The organism is Diplocloster hominis, assembly GCF_032380655.1.
Lineage (GTDB): Bacteria > Bacillota > Clostridia > Lachnospirales > Lachnospiraceae > Diplocloster > Diplocloster hominis.
This window is the reverse complement of record NZ_JAWDIY010000009.1, coordinates 1-19971: the sequence shown is the minus strand read 5'-3', so window position 1 is coordinate 19971 and position 19971 is coordinate 1. Positions and strand designations below refer to the sequence as shown.

At 56.0% G+C, this 19971-nt stretch carries 17 protein-coding genes; 3 read left to right on the top strand and 14 right to left on the bottom strand.

Translation table 11 applies throughout. The features are described from left to right. Nucleotides 1-125: 125 nt before the first annotated feature. From ABC831_RS09970 to ABC831_RS09945, 6 genes are all read right to left on the bottom strand, one after another. Nucleotides 126-1025, bottom strand: a complete 900-nt coding sequence (locus ABC831_RS09970; protein ID WP_343247997.1) for a DUF4300 family protein — start codon at nucleotides 1023-1025, stop codon at nucleotides 126-128. Nucleotides 1026-1332: 307 nt separating this feature from the next. Beyond that, complete coding sequence (gene hcp / locus ABC831_RS09965) at nucleotides 1333-2931, bottom strand: hydroxylamine reductase (protein WP_343247996.1); 1599 nt, start codon at nucleotides 2929-2931, stop codon at nucleotides 1333-1335. A gap of 23 nt (nucleotides 2932-2954) precedes the next feature. Further along, nucleotides 2955-3644 (bottom strand): DUF2249 domain-containing protein, encoded by a 690-nt coding sequence (locus ABC831_RS09960; RefSeq protein WP_343247995.1) that lies wholly within the window; start codon nucleotides 3642-3644, stop codon nucleotides 2955-2957. Between the two features lie 4 nt (nucleotides 3645-3648). Further along, entirely contained in the window at nucleotides 3649-3906 is a 258-nt protein-coding gene (locus tag ABC831_RS09955; RefSeq protein ID WP_343247994.1) for a DUF2249 domain-containing protein, read from the bottom strand. A gap of 25 nt (nucleotides 3907-3931) precedes the next feature. After that, entirely contained in the window at nucleotides 3932-4087 is a 156-nt protein-coding gene (locus ABC831_RS09950) for a rubredoxin (RefSeq protein ID WP_154024935.1), read from the bottom strand. 34 nt (nucleotides 4088-4121) lie between these two features. Next, nucleotides 4122-4835: an ATP-binding protein gene (locus tag ABC831_RS09945; protein ID WP_343247993.1), complete on the bottom strand. Its 714-nt coding sequence runs from the start codon at nucleotides 4833-4835 to the stop codon at nucleotides 4122-4124. 103 nt (nucleotides 4836-4938) lie between these two features. Here ABC831_RS09945 and ABC831_RS09940 point away from each other — a divergent pair, with 103 nt between their 5' ends. Genes ABC831_RS09940 through ABC831_RS09930 form a run of 3 tightly spaced genes read left to right on the top strand, consistent with a single transcriptional unit; the run spans nucleotide 4939 to nucleotide 9190 of the window. Next, nucleotides 4939-5598, top strand: a complete 660-nt coding sequence (locus tag ABC831_RS09940) for a Crp/Fnr family transcriptional regulator (RefSeq protein WP_343248145.1) — start codon at nucleotides 4939-4941, stop codon at nucleotides 5596-5598. Between the two features lie 17 nt (nucleotides 5599-5615). Then, the gene (locus ABC831_RS09935; protein WP_343247992.1) at nucleotides 5616-8132 is read left to right on the top strand and encodes a ribonucleoside-diphosphate reductase subunit alpha; all 2517 of its coding nucleotides are present in this window, start codon (nucleotides 5616-5618) and stop codon (nucleotides 8130-8132) included. A gap of 14 nt (nucleotides 8133-8146) precedes the next feature. Then, nucleotides 8147-9190, top strand: coding sequence for a ribonucleotide-diphosphate reductase subunit beta (locus tag ABC831_RS09930; RefSeq protein ID WP_343247991.1), 1044 nt, complete (start codon nucleotides 8147-8149; stop codon nucleotides 9188-9190). 305 nt (nucleotides 9191-9495) lie between these two features. Here the strand turns inward: ABC831_RS09930 and ABC831_RS09925 are convergent, their stop codons facing one another. From ABC831_RS09925 to ABC831_RS09890, 8 genes are all read right to left on the bottom strand, one after another. Then, complete coding sequence (locus ABC831_RS09925) at nucleotides 9496-9888, bottom strand: S26 family signal peptidase (RefSeq protein WP_343247990.1); 393 nt, start codon at nucleotides 9886-9888, stop codon at nucleotides 9496-9498. Nucleotides 9889-9975: 87 nt separating this feature from the next. Beyond that, on the bottom strand, nucleotides 9976-10491 hold the full coding sequence (locus tag ABC831_RS09920) for a sigma-70 family RNA polymerase sigma factor (RefSeq protein ID WP_343247989.1): 516 nt from the start codon (nucleotides 10489-10491) through the stop codon (nucleotides 9976-9978). After that, nucleotides 10488-10952 carry a zinc-finger-containing protein gene (locus ABC831_RS09915; protein WP_302927870.1) on the bottom strand — a complete coding sequence of 155 codons (465 nt, stop codon included), beginning with the start codon at nucleotides 10950-10952 and terminating at the stop codon, nucleotides 10488-10490. The genes ABC831_RS09920 and ABC831_RS09915 overlap by 4 nt, the downstream gene beginning before the upstream one ends. A 416-nt stretch (nucleotides 10953-11368) precedes the next feature. Beyond that, nucleotides 11369-11962 carry a hypothetical protein gene (locus ABC831_RS09910; protein ID WP_343247988.1) on the bottom strand — a complete coding sequence of 198 codons (594 nt, stop codon included), beginning with the start codon at nucleotides 11960-11962 and terminating at the stop codon, nucleotides 11369-11371. A 76-nt stretch (nucleotides 11963-12038) separates the two neighbouring features. After that, nucleotides 12039-12311, bottom strand: coding sequence for an HU family DNA-binding protein (locus ABC831_RS09905; protein ID WP_069431245.1), 273 nt, complete (start codon nucleotides 12309-12311; stop codon nucleotides 12039-12041). A 603-nt stretch (nucleotides 12312-12914) separates the two neighbouring features. Beyond that, nucleotides 12915-17246 carry a SpaA isopeptide-forming pilin-related protein gene (locus ABC831_RS09900; RefSeq protein ID WP_343247987.1) on the bottom strand — a complete coding sequence of 1444 codons (4332 nt, stop codon included), beginning with the start codon at nucleotides 17244-17246 and terminating at the stop codon, nucleotides 12915-12917. Nucleotides 17247-17962: 716 nt separating this feature from the next. Next, nucleotides 17963-18376 carry a hypothetical protein gene (locus ABC831_RS09895; RefSeq protein WP_343247986.1) on the bottom strand — a complete coding sequence of 138 codons (414 nt, stop codon included), beginning with the start codon at nucleotides 18374-18376 and terminating at the stop codon, nucleotides 17963-17965. 38 nt (nucleotides 18377-18414) lie between these two features. Beyond that, nucleotides 18415-19821: a S1 RNA-binding domain-containing protein gene (locus tag ABC831_RS09890; RefSeq protein WP_343247985.1), complete on the bottom strand. Its 1407-nt coding sequence runs from the start codon at nucleotides 19819-19821 to the stop codon at nucleotides 18415-18417. Nucleotides 19822-19971: the final 150 nt, after the last annotated feature.

Genomic DNA, 19971 nt, shown 5'->3' with positions numbered 1-19971 from the left:
AGCAAACCCAGTCGAGCCTGTCAGCGGTCAAGATGAACGGCGCAAAAGCACCATCACTGATAGTCCCGCCCGCCTTTGCTGTTCGGGACTCAAGAGGGCGGCAGCACACATGCTGCCGCCCTCTGCTATTGTTTAGAATGAGGGGACTTTACGTCCATGAGCTTGTCATTCTCCATGATAAAGGGGCTCGCCGTATCCTGTCCCCATGAGGTGTCATATTTCCTCATAAGGTAATCGCTCAGCACCGTTCGGTCCGCAAAGCGCAGCATCCGATACGGCTCCTGAAAGGCGACCTTTTCTACAAAGTACAGCGTCCCGTCCTCCGCCGTCAAAAGTACGCCAGCATGCCCGACAAACAGCAGAGATTCCTCCTCGGTCGGCTTATCATGGAAGAATACCGTGATGAGGCGGATCCGTTCATTCTCCCGAAACGTAACGCCGCGGGATGCCCATTCCTCTTGTACGGTTTGTACATGACGCTTGATCTCCGTGGTATCCTCCGCCTTCATGGAGGAATACAGTGCGCGGAAATCTGCAAGGCTGCTTCCGCCCAGCGCATCGGGATCTGTTTTCAGCGTCTCCTCGTCCACAAACAGCACATCTTCACCGGCATTGATTTGAGAGTCTGCGCTCACGGAGAGGAAGTCCCCAAACAGGTTCATGGCGGTGATCCGGCAGTTATAGCCCGGAAACGTCCCGTTTTTCGCCGTCCATTCGTCCTGCATCGCGTAAGGGTCATATTTCGTATACAGCAGCTCCGCTTCCTCAAAGCCATCCGTAAGCCATTCCTGCTTCACGCTGTCATTAAAGCGATCCACACGACGGAAAAAGCCCTGAATACGCCCATCTGACACGCCTGCGTCGGAGAGCAGCTCCTGCAAAAGCTCCCTCGAACCACTGTCGTTCAGGTTCGTGTACTCGATCCTTTCCAATGCCGGTCGCTGCTCGGCTGTGCCGCAGCCTGCAAGTACGGCGGCAATAAGCACAATGCATAAAACGAGAAAGCTTTCCCGTCGTGATCTCATAGTCCTAATCTATCCTTTCTTTGGCGATTGCCCAGTTTGCTGAGGTTATTATAGCACCGAGCCATAAATCTTATGTTAAGATACAAAGTGTTGCGGCTTTTGCAGCAAGCAGCTTTCCTCACATCTCCAGGTGTTCTGCCATGAGAAGCATTATCTGGTGCAGGCGGCGTGTAGGAGTATCGAAGCAAAGAACAAAAAGCAAACGGACAACTCATGAGTGGCGCGGATAAATGACCGCGCCTCCAATGATTGCTTTTAAAAAAGGCGGCTACGGAGATGTTCCTCTCCGCAGCCGCATTACGGTTTGTCAGCGCTTCAGCAGCACCTTCAGATCCTCCTCCGGGGTGGTGACCGGAGCAATATGGAAATTCTCCACCAGATAGTTCAGCACACCCGGCGAGACGAACGCCGGCAGCGTGGGGCCGAGACGGATATTCCTGATGCCCAGATACAGCAGCGTCAGCAGGATACACACCGCCTTCTGCTCATACCACGAGAGCACCAGAGACAGGGGCAGGTCGTTGACCCCGCAGCCAAAGGCGTCCGCCAAGGCCAGCGCGATCTTCACAGCTCCGTAGGCGTCGTTACACTGTCCTACATCCATCAGCCGCGGCAGCCCGCCGATGGTTCCAAGATCCAGGTCGTTGAAGCGGAATTTGCCGCAGGCCAGCGTCAGCACCACAGTGTCGGCAGGCGTCTGCTTGACAAACTCGGTATAGTAGTTGCGTCCCGGGCGCGCACCGTCGCAGCCGCCAACCAGGAAGAAGTGCCGGACGGCGCCGCTTTTTACCGCGTCAATCACCTGCTCCGCCACGCTCAGCACCGCACCGTGACCGAAGCCGGTCACGACCGTGCTGCCGCCGTTGATGCCGGTAAACACCATATTCTCGGCGTAACCCCCCAGAGCCAGTGCCTTTTCGATGACGGGGGTGAAATCCTTATCTTCGCCTATGTGGGTGATTTCAGGATAGGATACCAGCGCCGTGGTGAACACACGGTCTGCATAGCCGGGGCGCGGCGGCATCAGACAGTTGGTGGTGAACAGCACCGGTGCAGGGATGTCTGCAAACTCCTTCTGCTGGTTCTGCCACGCCGTGCCGAAGTTACCCTTGAGGTGCGGGTATTTCTTCAGCTCCGGATAGCCGTGGGCAGGCAGCATTTCGCCGTGGGTATAGACATTGACGCCTTTGCCCTCGGTCTGCTCCAGAAGCAGCTTCAGGTCGTGGAGATCGTGGCCGGTGATGACGATGAACGGCCCCTTCTCCACGGTCAGAGGTACGGTGACGGGCACAGGTGTGCCGTAGCTCTCGGTGTTGGCTCTATCCAGCAGCGCCATGCACTGGAGGTTCTTCTCGCCCACCTCCATCACGATGGGCAGCAGCTCATCCATGCCCCAGTCCTCGCCAACGGCAAAAAGTGCTTTTCCGAAGAAGCGGTTTACCTCATCGTCGATATAGCCCAGTACCATGGCGTGATGGGCATACGCCGCCATGCCGCGCACACCAAAGAGGATCAGGGATTTGAGACTGCGCACATCCTCCTGTGCGCTCCAAAGTAGGCGCATGTCATAGTCGTCGTTCCGCCCACAGCGGGAGGTGCAGCCGGAGCAGCCAGGAACAAGGCAGGCCTTTTCCTCGTGTACCCGGTCAATCAAATCCCGGATAGTCTTTTCGTTAAAGTTCACATTGGTGACGGTGGTGAACAGTCCCTCGACCATCAGCCGCCATGTATTTGACGTTGCCAGCGTATCGCCGTCAGCGGCGCGTGCCAGACCAATGAGTGCGCCGGTCAGCTCGTCCTGAAGCTGCGCCACCTCGGCGCTCTTGCCGCAGACACCTGCCTTTCCCGTGCAGCCGGTGCAGAGCGCCGTCTGCTCGCACTGAAAACAAAACATCCTGTTATCCATTGTCGTTCGTCTCCTTCTGCTTTTTAGTTCAGAACCTGCATTTCCGGGTTCTTCTCTCCGAATTTCTCGCGCAGCATGTTGCAGATCTCATCCCGGGACTTGCCCTGCTTCTCGCTATTTTTAATGAGCTTATATGCCTGAAACAGCGCCGAGGGGCCGATCTCACTGCTGAAAAAGCCGATGCCCTGATTCCATGCCAGCAGCTCGAACACATCGTCCAGAGCTGCGCTTTCCAAGCCATAGATATATGCCTTTACCAGTTCCCGCGCCGCCTGCCGCATCCGGCCCGCACCCACAGCATTTGTCAGGGACAGCAGCAGCCGCGTTTCGTAGGGAAGCGTGCGCTTCTCGCTTTGCCATGTGGTCTCCCAGAAATCCACGGCGATCTGCCCCAGCTTTTCGTCGATCATGGGATAGTTCAAAAGAGCCAGCGGCTTGAAGGGGGCGGAGCTGTCGCCTACATTCTTCTCTGTGCGGCAGAACCAGACATGGAACTCCGCCTCACCCCGCTGCTCGGTGTGGTGCTCGTAGCCCAAGCCCTCCATGACAGCGTACAGTGGATGCGGCTCAAAGGTCTGGATGATGTGTAACCCTTCGCCCACCTCCAACGCCTCGACTCGTTTCCTCAGCCCTTCAAAAAAGCTGCCCTGTATATGGCGCACATCCACGGTCTGAAACCCCTGCGCCTTATCCTTCCAGTTTTCGTAGCTCATGCGGTTATTCTCCTTTCCTCACTCGATAAAACCAGACGTGATATTCACTGCCGCTCACCTTCTCCGTGTGACGCTCAAAGCCCATAAGGGCCAGCACCGGGTACAGGGGAACAGGCTCGAAGGTCTGGATGATATGCAGTCCTTCGCCATTTTTCAGCGCGGCAGCCTTTGCCTTCAATGCGGGGAAGAAGTCCATCTTTTTGCCCCGCACGTCCATCACTTCGAATGCGCTGATTTTGTCCTTCCAGTTTTCATAACTCATAGTCTTTGCCTCTCTTGCAGAAAGCTCACGCCTCTTCGAAGGAATCCTTACCCACGCCGCACAGGGGGCACTCAAAATCCTCCGGCACCTCGCTCCACGGCGTACCGGGAGCGATGCCGCCCTCCGGGTAACCCGCGCTCTCGTCGTATTCCCAACCGCAAAGACTGCATACATACTTCATTGTGCTTCTTCCTTTCTTTTTTCTGATGAGTTTATCATTCTTCCTTCAGCCGACCGTCCACCGTGACGGTGACGACCTGCCACGGGATAAATTTCCCGCTCTGTTGGAGCGCCTTTTTCGCCGCCAGCTCCAGCCCGCCGCAGCAGGGCACCTCCATCCGCACGACGGTGACGCTTTTGATGTTGTTCTCCCGGATGATCTCCGTCAGCTTTTCGGAATAGTCCACGCTGTCCAGCTTGGGGCAGCCCATCAGGGTGATGTGCCCCTTGATGAACCGCTCATGGAAGGCGGCGTAGGCATAGGCGGTGCAGTCGGCAGCGATGAGGAGCCGCGCGCCGTCGAAATACGGTGCGTTCACCGGCACCAGCTTGATCTGCACCGGCCACTGGGAAAGGCGGCTCGTCTGCTGCGCTTGCGGCGTTTCCACGGCGGGCGCGTCCTGCCGCTGAATATTCCGGGACTGGCTGCCGGGGCAGCCGCAGGGCAACGTCATGCCCTGCTCCCGCATTTTCCGCTGCTTGTTCTCCATGACGGCTTTTTCATCGTAGGCGGCGGCCTCCCGCTCCACAAAGGTAATGGCCCCGGTGGGGCAGGTGGGCAGACAGTCTCCCAGCCCATCGCAGTAGTCGTCCCGCATGAGCCGCGCCTTGCCATCCACCATGGCGATGGCGCCCTCGTGACACGCCTCGGCGCAGGCGCCGCAGCCGTTGCATTTTTCCTGATCGATCTGGATGATCCTTCGAATCATTTTGATACCCCCTTGCGGTTTCTCTTGACTTTGTGATTTTATTCTACTATCATAATTTATGAAAGTCCGTTGGCACACCAACATGGAGGCGAAAAATATGCAGATCAATTTAGCAAACACACGGCTTTTTCGCGGAATGGAGCCGTCGGACATTGAGGAAATGCTCGGTTGCCTGCACGCGAAGGAGCACGCCTTTCAAAAGGGCGAGATTATTTTCCCGGAGGGGGTTGCCACGGAGCAGATTGGCGTGGTGCTCTCCGGCCGAGTCATCATTGAGATGGGGGACGTGTGGGGCAATAACAGCGTCCTGAGCAGTATCGGACCCGGTGGCGTCTTTGCGGAGGCGTACGCCTGCGTACCGGGCGAGCCGCTGATGGTCAACGTGACCGCCGCCGAGGATACGCGAGCGCTGCTGCTGAATATCAGGCGCGTACTGGAACCCTGCGCCAATGTCTGCCCGCGCCATGTACGGCTTGTGCGGAACCTGCTGACGCTTTGCTCGGAGAAGAATTTGCAGCTCTCCCGCCGGGTGCTGCACACCGGCCCCAAGTCCATTCGAAAGCGGCTGCTGTCCTACTTTTCGGAGTGTATCAAGCGCACCGGCAGCTATTCCTTTGATATTCCCTACAACCGCCAGCAGCTGGCGGATTATCTCAGCGTAGAGCGCAGCGCGCTTTCCAACGAGCTGTCCCTCATGCGGCGGGACGGGCTTATCCGGTATGAGAAAAACCATTTTGATGTTATGGAGCAAATTGATGGTTAATGTAAAGGAGGTCGCCGATGAATATCAGAAAGCGAACGGGCGAAGTTGTCCCGTTTCAAGAAGAAAAGATCCTGAACGCCATGAAAAAGGCATTTTCCGGCCAAGGGCAGGAGATAGACGACCGGGTGCTCGATGAAATGCTGTCTGTCGTGCTCAAGCGCCTGCCGGAAAACAGTGGGCTGACCGTGGAGCGTGTACAGGATGAGGTGGAGCGCGTACTCATGGAGTGCGGACACTATGCGGTAGCAAAGGCATATATTTTGTACCGTGAAAAGCGCGCCGCCCTGCGCCGCGTCCGCGCAGACCTCGCCCGCGAGGTGGGGGATGATGCCCTTGAGGACCTCCTACGACAGATCCAGAGGGATTTCGAAGAAGAGGTTTATCCCCTCAGCGCCTTGCAGTTGAAATTTGAGAGCTTCTGCAAGCCCGCCATGACCATGGAAGCGAAAATGGAAGCCCTTACCAAGGCGGCGGTGGAACTGACCACAGTGGAGGCGCCCAAATGGGAGTTCATCGCGGCACGGCTTTTGAATCACACCTTTTCCAAGCGCAATGCCTCGCGGTGGACAGAGCGCGGTGTGAAAGGCCTGTATGAAAAGCTCCGCTATCTGACGGATAAGGGGCTGTACGGCGACTATATCCTCGCCCGCTATTCCCGTGAGGAGATCGACACTGCGGAGGGCTTTCTATGCCCGGAGCGGGACACGCTGTTCACCTATTCCGGCCTTGACCTGCTGCTCAAGCGATACGTCATCCAGTCCCGCAGCCGTGAGCCGTTGGAAACGCCGCAGGAGATGTTCCTGGGCATCGCGCTCCACCTTGCCATGAATGAGGCCTCTGACCGCATGGGCTGGGTCAGGCGGTTTTACGATATGCTCAGCCGCATGGAGGTCACCATGGCCACACCCACCATGTCCAACGCACGAAAGCCCCATCACCAGCTTTCCAGCTGCTTTATCGACACGGTGCCGGACAGTCTGGACGGCATCTACCGCTCCGTTGACAATTTTGCAAAGGTGTCCAAGTTCGGTGGAGGCATGGGGCTGTACTTTGGCAAGGTACGGGCCACCGGCAGTGCCATCCGGGGCTTTCAGGGTGCGGCGGGCGGCGTCATCCGCTGGATCCGGCTGGTGAACGACACTGCCGTCGCCGTGGATCAGCTGGGTATGCGGCAGGGCGCAGTGGCGGTCTACTTAGATGCGTGGCACAAGGATCTCCCTGAGTTTTTGCAGCTGCGCACCAACAACGGCGACGACCGCATGAAGGCGCACGACGTGTTTCCTGCCGTGTGCTATCCCGATCTGTTCTGGAAATTGGCGGAGAAAAATCTTGACGCGCCGTGGCATCTCATGTGTCCCCACGATATCCTCACCGTCAAGGGCTACGCGCTGGAGGACTATTGGGGCGAGGAGTGGGAGAAACGGTATCTGGACTGCGTCAGTGACCCCCGCATCGAAAAGCGCACCGTCACCGTCAAGGATATCGTGCGGCTGGTGCTGCGCTCGGCGGTGGAGACCGGCACGCCCTTCGCATTTTACCGCGACGCCGTCAACCGCATGAACCCCAACGGCCATGCGGGCATGATCTACTGCTCCAACCTCTGCACAGAGATCGCCCAGAATATGGCGCCCATTGAGCATATCAGCACCGAGGTGCGGACGGAGAACGGCGATACGGTGGTGGTGACGGTCACCCGCCCCGGCGAGTTCGTGGTCTGCAATCTGGCCAGCCTCTCCCTCGGAAATCTTCCCGTGGAGGACGAGGCCTACTTGGAGCGTACGGTGGAGACGGCCATCCGCGCGCTGGACAACGTCATCGACCTGAACTTCTACCCGCTGGAATACGCCCGGCTCACGAACCACAAATACCGCAGCATCGGCCTTGGCGTCAGCGGCTATCACCACATGCTGGCAAAGCGCGGCATCCGCTGGGAGAGCGAGGAGCATCTCGCCTTCGCCGACGCGGTGTTTGAGCGCATCAATTATGCCGCCATCCGGGCGGACACGGCACTGGCACGGGAAAAGGGCTGCTATGCGCTGTTTGAGGGCAGCGACTGGCAGACCGGCGCGTATTTTGAGAAGCGGGGCTACACCTCCGACAAGTGGCAGGTGCTTGCCGAAACGGTGGCAGCGCAGGGGATGCGCAACGCCTACCTGCTGGCCGTCGCCCCCACCTCCAGCACCTCCATCCTCTCCGGCACTACGGCTGGGATCGACCCGGTCATGAGGCGCTTCTTTTTAGAGGAGAAGAAGGGCAGCATCCTGCCCCGCGTGGCCCCGGAGCTGTCGCTGGATACATGGTGGTACTATAAGGCGGCTCACCTCATCGACCAAAGCTGGTCGGTACGGGCCGCAGGCGTGCGCCAGCGGCACATCGATCAGGCACAGAGCATGAACCTGTATATCACCAACAACTACACCATGCGGCAGGTACTGGCGCTGTATCTGGATGCGTGGCACAGCGGCGTCAAGACGATCTACTACATCCGCAGCAAGTCCCTTGAGGTGGAGGACTGCGAAAGCTGCGCGTCATAGGGAGGAGCAGTACCATGGTAGAACTGAAGAAAAAGCCACTTTTTAATCCGGAGGGTGACATCGACGTGCGGCTGCGGCGGATGATCGGCGGCAACACAACGAACCTCAACGATTTCAACAACATGAAGTATCCGTGGGTCAGCGACTGGTACCGGCAGGCCATGAACAATTTCTGGATTCCGGAGGAGATCAATCTCTCGCAGGATGTGAAGGACTATCCCCGCCTGCTGCCGGCCGAGCGCACGGCCTACGACAAAATTTTAAGCTTTCTCGTCTTTCTGGACTCCATCCAGACGGCGAATCTGCCCAACATCGGCGCGTATATTACCGCCAACGAGGTCAATCTCTGCCTGTCCATTCAGGCGTTTCAGGAGTGCGTCCACTCCCAGAGCTATAGCTATATGCTGGACACCATCTGCTCCCCCGTGGAGCGCAACGACATCCTCTACCAGTGGAAGACCGACGAGCACCTTCTGCGGCGCAACACCTTCATTGGGAACTGCTACAACGAGTTCCAGGAGCAAAAGGACGCCCCTACGCTGCTGCGCGTGATGATGGCCAACTTCATTTTGGAGGGCATCTATTTTTACAGTGGCTTCATGTTCTTCTACAACCTTTCACGCAATGGCAAGATGCCCGGCTCGGCACAGGAGATCCGCTACATTAACCGGGACGAGAACACCCACCTGTGGCTGTTTCGCAACATTATTTTGGAGCTACAGAAGGAGCAGCCGGAGCTGTTCACGGCGGAAAACGTGCAGGCGCTTCGGGAAATGATGCTGGAGGGCGTGGAACAGGAGATCGCGTGGGGGCATTATGTCATCGGGGACGAGGTGCCGGGGCTGAACCGCCGGATGGTCACAGATTACATCCGCTACCTCGGCAATCTCCGCTGGACAAGCCTCGGCTATTCGGCGTTGTATCCCGGCTATGAGAGTGAGCCTGAGAGCATGGCATGGGTCAGCCAGTACGCCGACGCCAACATGGTCAAGACGGATTTCTTTGAGGCGCGCAGCACCGCCTACGCCAAGAGCACCGCACTGGTGGACGATCTATAAGGGATAAGGAAAGATAATGTACAATATTCTCCGTCAGCAGAAGAAAACTGCATGACCGAGAATGTTTCGTCACTTCGTTCCGTCAAGGTGGCTACACCCCCTTGCACCGCTTATGCGGTTATTCCCTGTGGACTTGCCGTCCGCAGAGACGGTTTTGAGAACCGTCCGCCGCCAGCAAGTTTGAAAAACTACTATGGAGGGAGTTGTAAAAATGCAGAGCTATAACATAAAGGATTATTCAGTCGAATTTGATAGAACCGCATGAATAATTCCTCTTGCAAAAGCCCTAACAGTAGAATAAAGAATCAGCCCAGCAGCTTTGCCTTTATGCTGCTCTCCTTTACAAACGGATCCGACCAGAAGCGGGAATCATAGGAGTGGTTGGCATTGTCGCCCTGAACGTAATAACAGTTTTCCGGCACAATCAGCGTAATGCCATTCCGAACGACAGCTTCGCCGCCGGATGCCGTAATTCGCTTTACAAGAAGCCTCCCATCCCGCTCAAAAATGATAATATCCCCATCGGTCAAATCTCCGTACAGCCGTGTCCCCAGAATAAATGAGTCTTTCTTCAGTGTCGGTTCCATGGACTCAGTCGGGACATATCCGAGAAAGAGCACTGTTTTCATAAGGACAAGCAGCAGGAGCGAGGACAGGATCGGGATAAGCAGCCAGCGGTTATTCTTGAAGAGTTTCATAACTTCCTCCAAAATGCAAAACCCGCCCTCCGCAGTGTTTATACTGGGGAGGGCGGGTTTGCTGTATCATTTTCAATTGTGCATAAATCAGAATGCCGCAAGGTCCGGATGCGACCTGAGATATTTCCTGGTTCGGGAGATTCGGGCGGCGACACATTTGTCGCTTTCCCCGAGTATGCTGCCGATTTCCGCGTGGGAATAGCCTTCGGCGCTGAGACGGATCGCCCGGATGCCTTTCGCCATCGCCTCGGAAGCGTTGGCCTCCAGTCGGTCAAGTATCATACTCAGTTCGTGATGCTCGTCTAAACTATCTTCTTTCCCGAGCACCTCCGGGATCAGCTCACACTCCTTTGCCGCCCGACGGTTGGCATAGATTAACGCCGTGCATATCTCGTTCCAGATTAGCCTGTATGCATACGTAGAGAAGCATCCTCCCTTATCGCTGTATGCCGCCTTGCAGAGGCCAATGCAGCCGATCTGATAGAGGTCATCGTAACTGTAGATAATGTTTTGACCGGGATTATGGACCTTGTCCTTGATCACCTTCCCGACCAGGCCGAGGTTTTGCTCCACTTTTCTCTGCTGGGGTTGTGTAAGCGTCATGATGCTTCGCCTCCTTTGCATGGGCGAAATCCGGCCGGCTGTTGTTTCCTGCGCCGCTCCAGGAGCTTCTTGCTTTCGGCGATGACCTCGTTGCAGTAATATTCACCGAGAAAGCCAATGTGCGCTTTGGAAAGCGGTACCTGCAGAAGCCCTGCCAGCCACAGGTAGGCGTCCTGCTTACTCATCAAACCGCTTAGATAGAGTTGGTCGAAATAGTGGTGCGCCTGATTCCGAAGCGTGCGCAGCTCGCGGTTAGCCAATGTGCCGACGGGGATATTCGTGCCCGGATGGGTGCGGACATAAGCGTCACACCGCGGATAATTGCTGCAAACATAGAGCATGGTATGGCTGTGGTTCTCATGGTAGATGCCGTCTGCGGAGCGCAGCACAACGGTGCCGCCGCAATACTGACAGCGCATGGCGGACGGGTTGATTCCTTTCTTCCTTTTCTTGTGTTTCACGGTTCCTTTCACCTCCGTCAGGATATAGAGAAAGGCCGGAAAACTGCATGAAAACCAAGGACGGCAAAGTCGGTTTCTACATACCGAGCACGTTCCTGTCATCAAAGCAGCTTTCCGGCCAATGAGTTCAGTTGTGGCTTGCACCGTATGGATCGCTCAGTGCGCAAATCCGTAACAGTTTCTCTCCCGCGGGGAGAGTCTAACTCCGGGAGCTCTTCCGAAGTACTGAAAGCCTGAGTGCAAGCCCCTGCCACGGTTACAGCTTAACATATCAGGATCCAAAAGTCAAGCCCTAAAGTAATGTTTTTAATTATTTTATTATAATATTTCTAAAAGTTTTGTATTTTGCGATTCAGAACCGGTCTGGAGGAAAGATACACCTCTCTAAACTGCCCGCGCTCTCCAGAATGGCGATGTCAATATTCGTATTCATCCTCGTCATCGTCCTCATCGTCCGGATCATACGGCGAGCGTTCTGATGGGCGCCGGTTCCGAATAAAGCGCATGGCGACCAGCGAACCTGCCGCAAGAAGGAGCCCTCCGACAAACAGGATAATGTGCATCACGGGAATCCCGCCGACGGTAGGATGGCCCGAATCCTGCTCTTGCACATTCTGCGAAGCGGCGTCCGAGTTCTCCGCACTGCCTGTTGTCAGCGGCTCCTGTTCTTGTTGCGTCACATCAGGACTTGGGATATCGCCCGGCGCCGGCACGGCGGCATTTAGAGTCAGGCAAGAAAGGACGTAGCTGCCGCTATTGCCCAGCTCGGTTCGTAAAATCCCGTCCTGCCCCACGGCAATCGTGCCCGGATAAAGGCCTGCATCCGTTTTGAGCTGGAATTCAACACCCGCCCATTGGGGGCCAAGCTGTACCTCAAGGATGACGGGCTGCGCGACTTGAAGCTCCGTGCCGTCCGTGTCATCGCCGGTAGCATAGACAACGCCTGTACACATGAGGATGCAGCACAATAGCGCCAGCATTACGCCGATGCCTGTTTTCATCTTTTTCATAATGACCTCCTGTAATTTGCATAGAAAAAGACGGCCTGATTTCTCAAGCCGTCCTCTCTGATGCTGTATTTTGTTTTTACTTGATCGTGTCCTTGAGCGCCTTTCCCGCCTTAAAGGAAGGGGATTTGCCGGCTGGGATCTCAATCGTTTCGCCGGTAGCCGGGTTTTTGCCCATCCTCGCGGCGCGCTCCTTCACTTCAAAACTGCCGAAGCCGACCAGTTGGATCTTGCCGTCGGTTTTCAGAGCTTCCGTGATGCCGTCAAATACGGAATTGACCGCTATTTCCGCGTCCTTTTTGCTGAGATTGGCCTTTTCAGCCACATAAGAAACAAGCTCTTTCTTTGTCATAGACTTTATTCCTCCTTCTGCACCCGTTTACAACCGTGCACCAATTATCCTTTGGTCTGAGCGCAGTCAGTCATAGCCTCACGAGTGATGTGGGTATATTATAGCATGAAGAATTCTGATTGCAATGCTCTTTCAATACTACGTTCATCACCGGCAATAACTGAGAAAGGGACACCATGTCCGCTGGGGATGAAAAAGCCCATCGGCCCACAGGAGAAAGACGTGGATGCTTTCGGCTTCTTGTATAAGCTCTCCGGCAGCGGGCACAGCCGGGTGGAGCAACTTGCGTTTACGCCAGACTGATTTTGTAAAAAGCTTCGGTCATGCTCTTCCCATCAACTATCTCTGAGATCTGTACTGCCCGCATGATTTTGTCCTGCGGGCAGTTTTTCACTGTTTGAGCGCGGGTTTTGCTGCAAGCACCCGCATTTAAGGCATACGCCGCCCGACCATACGTGCCGGCATTCCTTGCCCGGGGACTGCTTGACGCCCTTCTTCTCACGGTTCCGCGGCCGATTTCTTCTACGCCTGTCGTTTTTCATATCGTTCCTCCATAACGAATCCGGGGATGCGCGTTCAAGCGTATCCCCGGATTGGTGTTATTTACTTCTTCATGGCAATATGCTTGCCCGTTCTGCGCTTTTTCAGGTAGAAAAACGCTGTGCAGCCCGCTCCTGCCGCCGCAAGCCCGAGCAGTGAGATCCAGAGCATAAGATCGGTGTCGTCTCCGGTCTTGGGAACATCCACCTTCGTCTTGTCGTTATGGATCTTTACCGTCAGCGTTTCGTTTGCAACAAGCGTGATTTTGACGGGGTCTGCGATCTTGTACCCTTCGCTGGCGCTGTTTTTCAGCTCCGTGACGGTATACTCGCCGATGCGCAGCTTCTCAATGAAGATTTCGCCCTTGGCGTCGGTCGTAAACGTCATATCGTAGCCGTTGGCGCCGGTGATGCGGAACGCAAAGCCCTCTCTCTTTCCGTCGCTGGTGGTCTTAATAATCTTGAGGGAGCCCTTCAGAGCATGGTTGATAAAGCCCTTTCCGGCTTCGTTCTCAACGGTGTAGGTTTTTCCGTCGGTATCGATCTCCACATAGTAGGCTTTCTCGTCCGGAATAAAGCCCTCCGGTGCGGTTTTCTCCCTTACCAGTACGCCGCCGTACTCCAGATTCTTCATCCAGTAAACGCCGGCAGAGGACTCCTCCATGGTGCCGAGCAATACATCGTCCTTGTCCAGCGCCTTGTTCCCGTTAACATCACGGTAGACCTCGAATACCGCGCCGCTGAGTTTATTCTCGGGATAGTCTGCGTCATACTTTGTCAGCGTGACGCTGCCGCGGATTAGTTTGTTCTCAATCTTGATCTCAATGACCTGTCCCTGCTCCTTGACCGTTACCGGGAACAGCTCTTCGTTCAGAACGAAGCCCTTGGGCTGCTCGATCTCGCGCACGAGCCAGTTGCCGGCGGGGATCTTTTCGAAGCGGAATCTGCCATCCTCGGCGGATACGGCTGTCAGCAGTGCGGTATCCTTCGTGAATCTCGTTTCGGATGCAGCAAACAGACCCATGACTGCACCGGAGAGTGGCTTATCGTTTGCATCAACCTTCAGACCCGAAACGGAGCCGTAGATCAGCTTATTCTCAATGGCTGCGCCCTCGTTGGCAATCAGCTTGACAAGCTTCTTGTCTTGCCCGGCATAGTCAAACGACACCGGATACTTCGTATCGCCAAGCTGGTAATGGCTGTCGGTAGATATCTCCTGCAGGTAGAAGCGTCCAAAGGGGAGATCCGTCTTGCACGTCGCTTTTCCGTCTTTATTCAAGGACACCATCTCGATCAGGCCGTCCTGCGGGATGCTGCTGCCATCAGCTGCCACAAGCTTCTCCGCGGCATAAAGGCCGAATGTAACGTGCGTGAGCTCGTCTCTTTGGCCAATGCCGAACAGCGTATCCGTTTCCATGGTCTTTACCAGACTGATCTCAACACGCTGGCGTTCATTGTACATATCTGCCCGAAGCTCGGTGACCGTAACCTCCTGTCCGGCATATACCAGCTCAACCGTATGCGGTTCGGTCTGAAGTGCCATGCCGTGCGGAGCTTGCTTCTCGGTGATCACATACTTGCCAAGGTAGAGTGCCTTACTGGCGGCCATGCCGTCCGATTGCGTGGTGACGGTGTCTACAATATCTCCGGCCTTTGCGCGCAAGGTTCCGTCGGGGGTGTAAATATCCTCCGCAGCAGCGATATCAAAAACTGCGCCCGGAAGTCCGGCATTCTCATATACAGGCCGGAAGATGGATCCCTCGTTTACAACGCTGCTGAAGACCTCGCCGGCCTTTCGGATGCGGATGACGCCTTTTTGCGCCATGTTGGACTTTGTAACTGTCACGACAGCCTCTGACCCATCCACGGTAAACGGAACCGGGGCGGTATCCAGCACATAGCCATGGCAGGTTGTCACCTCGATCAGCTCATAGCGGCCGTAGGGCAGCTCGCAGGGGAGCATCAGCGTGCCATCGTCTGCGGTATAGAATGTGGAGATGGTCACCGGAGCCGGATAATAGACGGTCTGTGAAATCAGTTCACCGGAGGTCAGGTCTCTGACCTGAAAACCGATGCCCGCTGCCGGAATGATCTTTCCGGTCTCAGCATCGCGTTTTTCCACGCGGACAAAGCTGGTGATGGTCTGGTTGTTCAGGATATAGGAGTATAGGTGTCCGTTGGAGCTGATGAATACGGTGAAGTCCGGAACAAAGGCCTGTCCTTCCCGACCCTCGATCTGGTGTACGGTATAGCGGCCGTAAGGCAGATCCTTGGAAAGCGCCACGCCGTTTTCATCCGTCACGAGCAGATCGCGCTCGCTATCTTTGGCTGCGTCATAGCTTCCGGCACCGGAGAGATAAAGCTGGAACATCGCGCCTGCTTCCGGCTGCTCGATAATGCCTGCATTGCCGGAGGGCTTGAACTCCGCCGTCGGTACAGATCCGTTTCCGGGCTCCGGCTCCGCTTCATTCTGACCGGGAATCAGCGTATCGGCTGCTTCCGACTCAGACTCGGCCGGCGTTTCCATGTCGGCTTGATTGGGCATTTGTGTTTCTTCCGCTGCCGGTTCGGCTGCGTCCTTTGCATCATCGGAAGCTGCAGTTCCCTGCGCATCCTCCGGTGCGGCAGCGTCCGGGCTAACAAAATATGCGGAGCCTTCCGGCGCGGTGGGGTCCGTTGCCGCGGGGATCTCAGCCTCCGCCTGCGGGGTTGGCGCGTTCTCGGGGTTTTCCAGTTCCGCATCAATATGCTTGATCAGGCGGATGCTGCCCTTGATTACCGTTTCGGTCACGGCGTTAGCCGTTGTATTGTGTTCAACCGTATACTGACCGGGCGCTGCACCAACGGCGTGTTCCGTCGTATCGAGGAGGTACCCCTCCGAGGGTTCCATTTCACGGATCGTCCAGTCGGTATCGCAGATATACTCTTTGCTGGTGAACTGACCATTGGCGTCTGTGTAATACACATCGACAAGATTCCCACCCTTGTAGATCCCGTATTTAGCGCCTGACAGCGTGGCGTCGCCCTGCGGTGTTCCGGTTTCTGCGTCCGTCTTGGTTACGGTCACGGTAAACTTTTTGAGGATATTGGCAAAGCTGCGCTCTGCAACCCGGTTCCACTGGATAGATACCGACTGGGGATCAGGGATAACGTAACGAATGGCCGTATCGACCTCCTCGATGGTATATGGGCCGCCAATCAGGACATTACGGAACTTAGCCACGCCGGTGGAGTCCGTTACCGCATACTCATCGACGCTCAGGCCGGAAAGGGATTTGCCGTACAAGCGAAACTTTACGCCCTCAACGAATCCGTCTTCTGAAGTCTTGGTCACCTCCAATGCGCCGCGCTTGAGCACGTTGTTGAAGGTCACGGTCGAGGTCTGACCACCGACAATGGTGACCTGCTGTGAAGTCTGGGGCGTATAACGCTCAATGTCCGCTTCTGTTACGGTATAGGTGCCGGCCATGAGTTCAGATACGTCAATCGTACCGTCGCGGCCGGTAGTCACAGTCTTGGTAATGCCGTTGCCGGAGATCGTGAAAGAAATGCCGGCCACAACGCCATCCTCGCTGGTCTTGACCAGGTGCATGGTGCCGAGCGCCTCCATCTCAAGCCGAAGATAGGCGCTGACAGGATCTGACACGTTTTCGCCGTAGGTAACAACGTCCTGAATGCCGGCGCCTTTGTTGCCGTCCGTCCAGACGACCACACCGCTTCGCACGCCGTTGGTCTTGCCGGCGCTTACGCGGATATCGCCTGCAATCGGCGTATCGGAGGTGATTGTCAGGCGGTTCCCGCTTCGGGAGAAGCTGATTCCGGGTTCCGGGGAGCTGAACGAGAAGTTCGACAGCACTCCATTGGTATCCGTCAGTGTCACGGTATATCGCGTGCCGTCGTATTTGAGTTCATAGCTGCGTGCGCTGCCAATGCTTCGTGCGCAGAAGCTGGGGATCTCTGCGTGACTCTGCACGCTGGCGGCCATGGAATTATAATAGGAGCGGATCTGGCTGCGAAGCGGATGCTCATCCCGGATATAACTCCAAACCGCGCTCTTCCCATAGCCGGAGGGGTCCACCTTGTTGAAGCTTGCGTCACGCTCGCCGACAACCGTCTCCCAGACCAGCAGCTGTGTAGCGATTATATGGCTTAACGCAGCTGCATCCGAGGCGTTCTGAGAACGCCAGGATGTGGATACATTGCCCTGATAGCCATACTGCATGATCCGGCCAAGCAGGACCTTGATGGTATCCGGGGAAATGGTCGGATTGAGATGGCTGGGGTAGTTTTCCCAAAATGTCTCATCCTTGTGGGAGAGAGTATCGCCGGCATTTTGCCCGATGCCGGGCTCGATGCAATACGAAACCTGACCGTTATAGGTGCCGATGCTATGCACCGTTGTGTATTTGCTGTTGAGAAACCGCCAACCGCCCATCAGAGACGTGGCAGAGTGGCCCCACGCCGTCGCAGAGTAGTTGCTGTCACCGTCGCGTGGGAAATCCACCATGTAAGCGTCTACCGTCGTTGCGGCAAACACAGGTGTGCTGATAGACAAAAGCGTCATCATGCACATGAGCAGGGACAAGAATGCCGAAAGGGCTTTCTTGAGTGTTTTACGTTTCATCGGTCCTTTACCTCCTGTTTTTTGCAGCAAAGAAGCGCACCGTTTCCGATGCGCTTCTCGCTGCGTGATGTGGTTTGGCTCAGGCGCAGCCGATATACAGATCGTATCGTCCGTCCGCTCTCGGCAGTGCCCAAACGCAGAAATATATGATGCCGTCTGCTGCGTTCAGTTCCGGCCATGATTTGATATCCCGCGCAGGATGGATGGATATATCTCCGGCGATAATGGGGGTATCCCGGCGTTCTGTTGCGGTAGAGTCATAGGTGAAACCAACTCCAACGCCGCGGTTTCGCGCAAATGAGGTTCGTTCATGGCCGGCTCTTCGAGTATGGCTGGTTCTGATTCCGGAGGGCTTGACGGCTGTAAGGTGTACTCCGGAGTGCCGCAGTATGGCTCCCGGCTCTCACTTGAGGCTTTCCCCGGGTACTGCCGGGAGGCGGTGGGATTGTCCGGTACGCGGATACGCACTGAGCATTACGGCAATATACTCATCCTGCCAGATTGAAATAGCCACGATCCGCTTCGTCAACGCAGCGGCTGAGTATTTCAAAGAACCGTTCCGGCGTGAGCTCCGTATCCAGCCAGTGGGTGGCGCGATAGGAATAACAGCCGACGTCCTCGTTGATGGCGTGGCTGCCCAACACGCTGTGCAGGTTCAGTTCGTTGGCAAGCTGCTGTTTTCGTGCGCCATCCGGGTTTCGGATCGCCTTAGCCAGGCAGACGACCAGCAGCGGGTGCAGCGGCGAGAACGAGATCTGCATATAGTAGCCGCGGTGATCCAGCGTCAGCGAAGTTTCGTCCTCCGCCTCCACCTTCATGTGGGACAGGATCATCCTGCGGGCTTTTTGCACAAGATCCGTTCTTCTGACCTGCTCTGCGCGGGTCAGATCGTAATCAAGCATAGTTGTTCAACCTCCTTGTCATTTTCTGTTCGCTCCAGTCATCTCGGGGTAGCGATGTGTGTGATCGCGCCCCAGATCCGATTGGATTCGTTGTTGATGCCCAGAATCCGTACCGTTACGCGAGAGCCTCTGGGCGGGCGCCCGCGCTTAGGATAGCTGCACAGACAGTCGATGCCGCCGTCCAGTGAGACGAACACGCCGTTCATGTCCACCATACTGACAGTACCTACATAGCGGTTGCCCACAGAATAACGCCGCAGCGCCTTTTCATAGGGGTTCTCGCCGGCCTGCTTGATGGAGGCGCTGACCCGGATACGGGTTCGGTCACTGCGGTCGATGCTCAGGATCTTAACCAGAATGCGCTGCCCGGGCTGAAAGCTGTCCTGCGCATCCAGCATACGCTGGTAGCTCAGCTCACGAAGCGGGATGTAGAGCTCCAGGCCGAACAGATCCACGAAGATGCCGGCACGAATGACGGATACGACGCGAGCTTCCGCACAGATACCTTCGTAGAGAAGATTGTTTCCATCCCGGTCTGTACCGAAATAGTACGCGCGGCGCTTGGCGGACATAGCCTCAAGACGACTGCCGACTGCAACGCCCGCCTTGGCGTCGATGCCCTTGATGATGTAATCCACCTCCGCCCCCAGGCGCTTGGTGACCATGTAGTGCAGCACATCCTCCGGAAGTCTGCCACGGAAATCCTCCGGCGGCTCCACCGCCTCCTCCGCAGGAATAATAACCTTGATATCGCCATGATAAATGACTGCAAGAGAACGTGAGGGATGGTCAGCGGGGCGCTCGATGCCCTGAATGGTCCCGGTCAGGATCCGTTTGGTCTTTAAGGATTCTACCAAGTCCAGCAAATCGTTGCGGGCTTTGTCCGCTTCCGTTTCCACACTGGGGCGCTCGTCGATGGATACTACCGGCGACGCCGGTCTGGCAGCGGCGCGCCTGCGCGGCTTCTTCTCCGGAGCTTCGACGCCGTCGGATGCATCCCCGGACAGTTCTGCCGCTGCTGTGTCAGACTCACTTTTCTTGGCTCTTGGTTTTCTGGTTCGGCGGGCCGGCGGGCTCTCTTCAGGTTTTTTCTCCTCCAAGTCGGAATCGGTCTGGGACACCGGAGCTTCCGGCGCAGTTAATTCATCGGATCCGGCCGGAAATTCTCCGGGAAGTTCAGTGCCCGATCCGGTCTGGGATACCGGTGCTTCCGGGGTGTTGCGCGCGGCGTCTTCGATCGGCATCCCTTCGGGATTCGCAGATTCGGAATCAGTCTGGCAAATGTCGATGGGATCAGCGTCTCCGGGCGCCCCTTCAGCGCTGAGCACTCTATCCGGCTCAGGTTCAGTTTCAGTCTGATGTAATGCGTGTTCATTGATGTTTTCTTCCGTTGCGGCCGCAAGAATTTCTTCTTCCGGAATCACCGCCGTTTTTTTCGTTGCCATTGTTTGATCCTCCGTTTCTTTTGTTTGAATATGAAAAAGTGTCTTCGACACTTCAACCCCCTAGCCCCCATTCATGGGGGAATTAGGGGTTTCTTTTTGTGTCGGTTTCCTGCATAATAGTCTTATGAGTATATTACAAGATATTTTTAA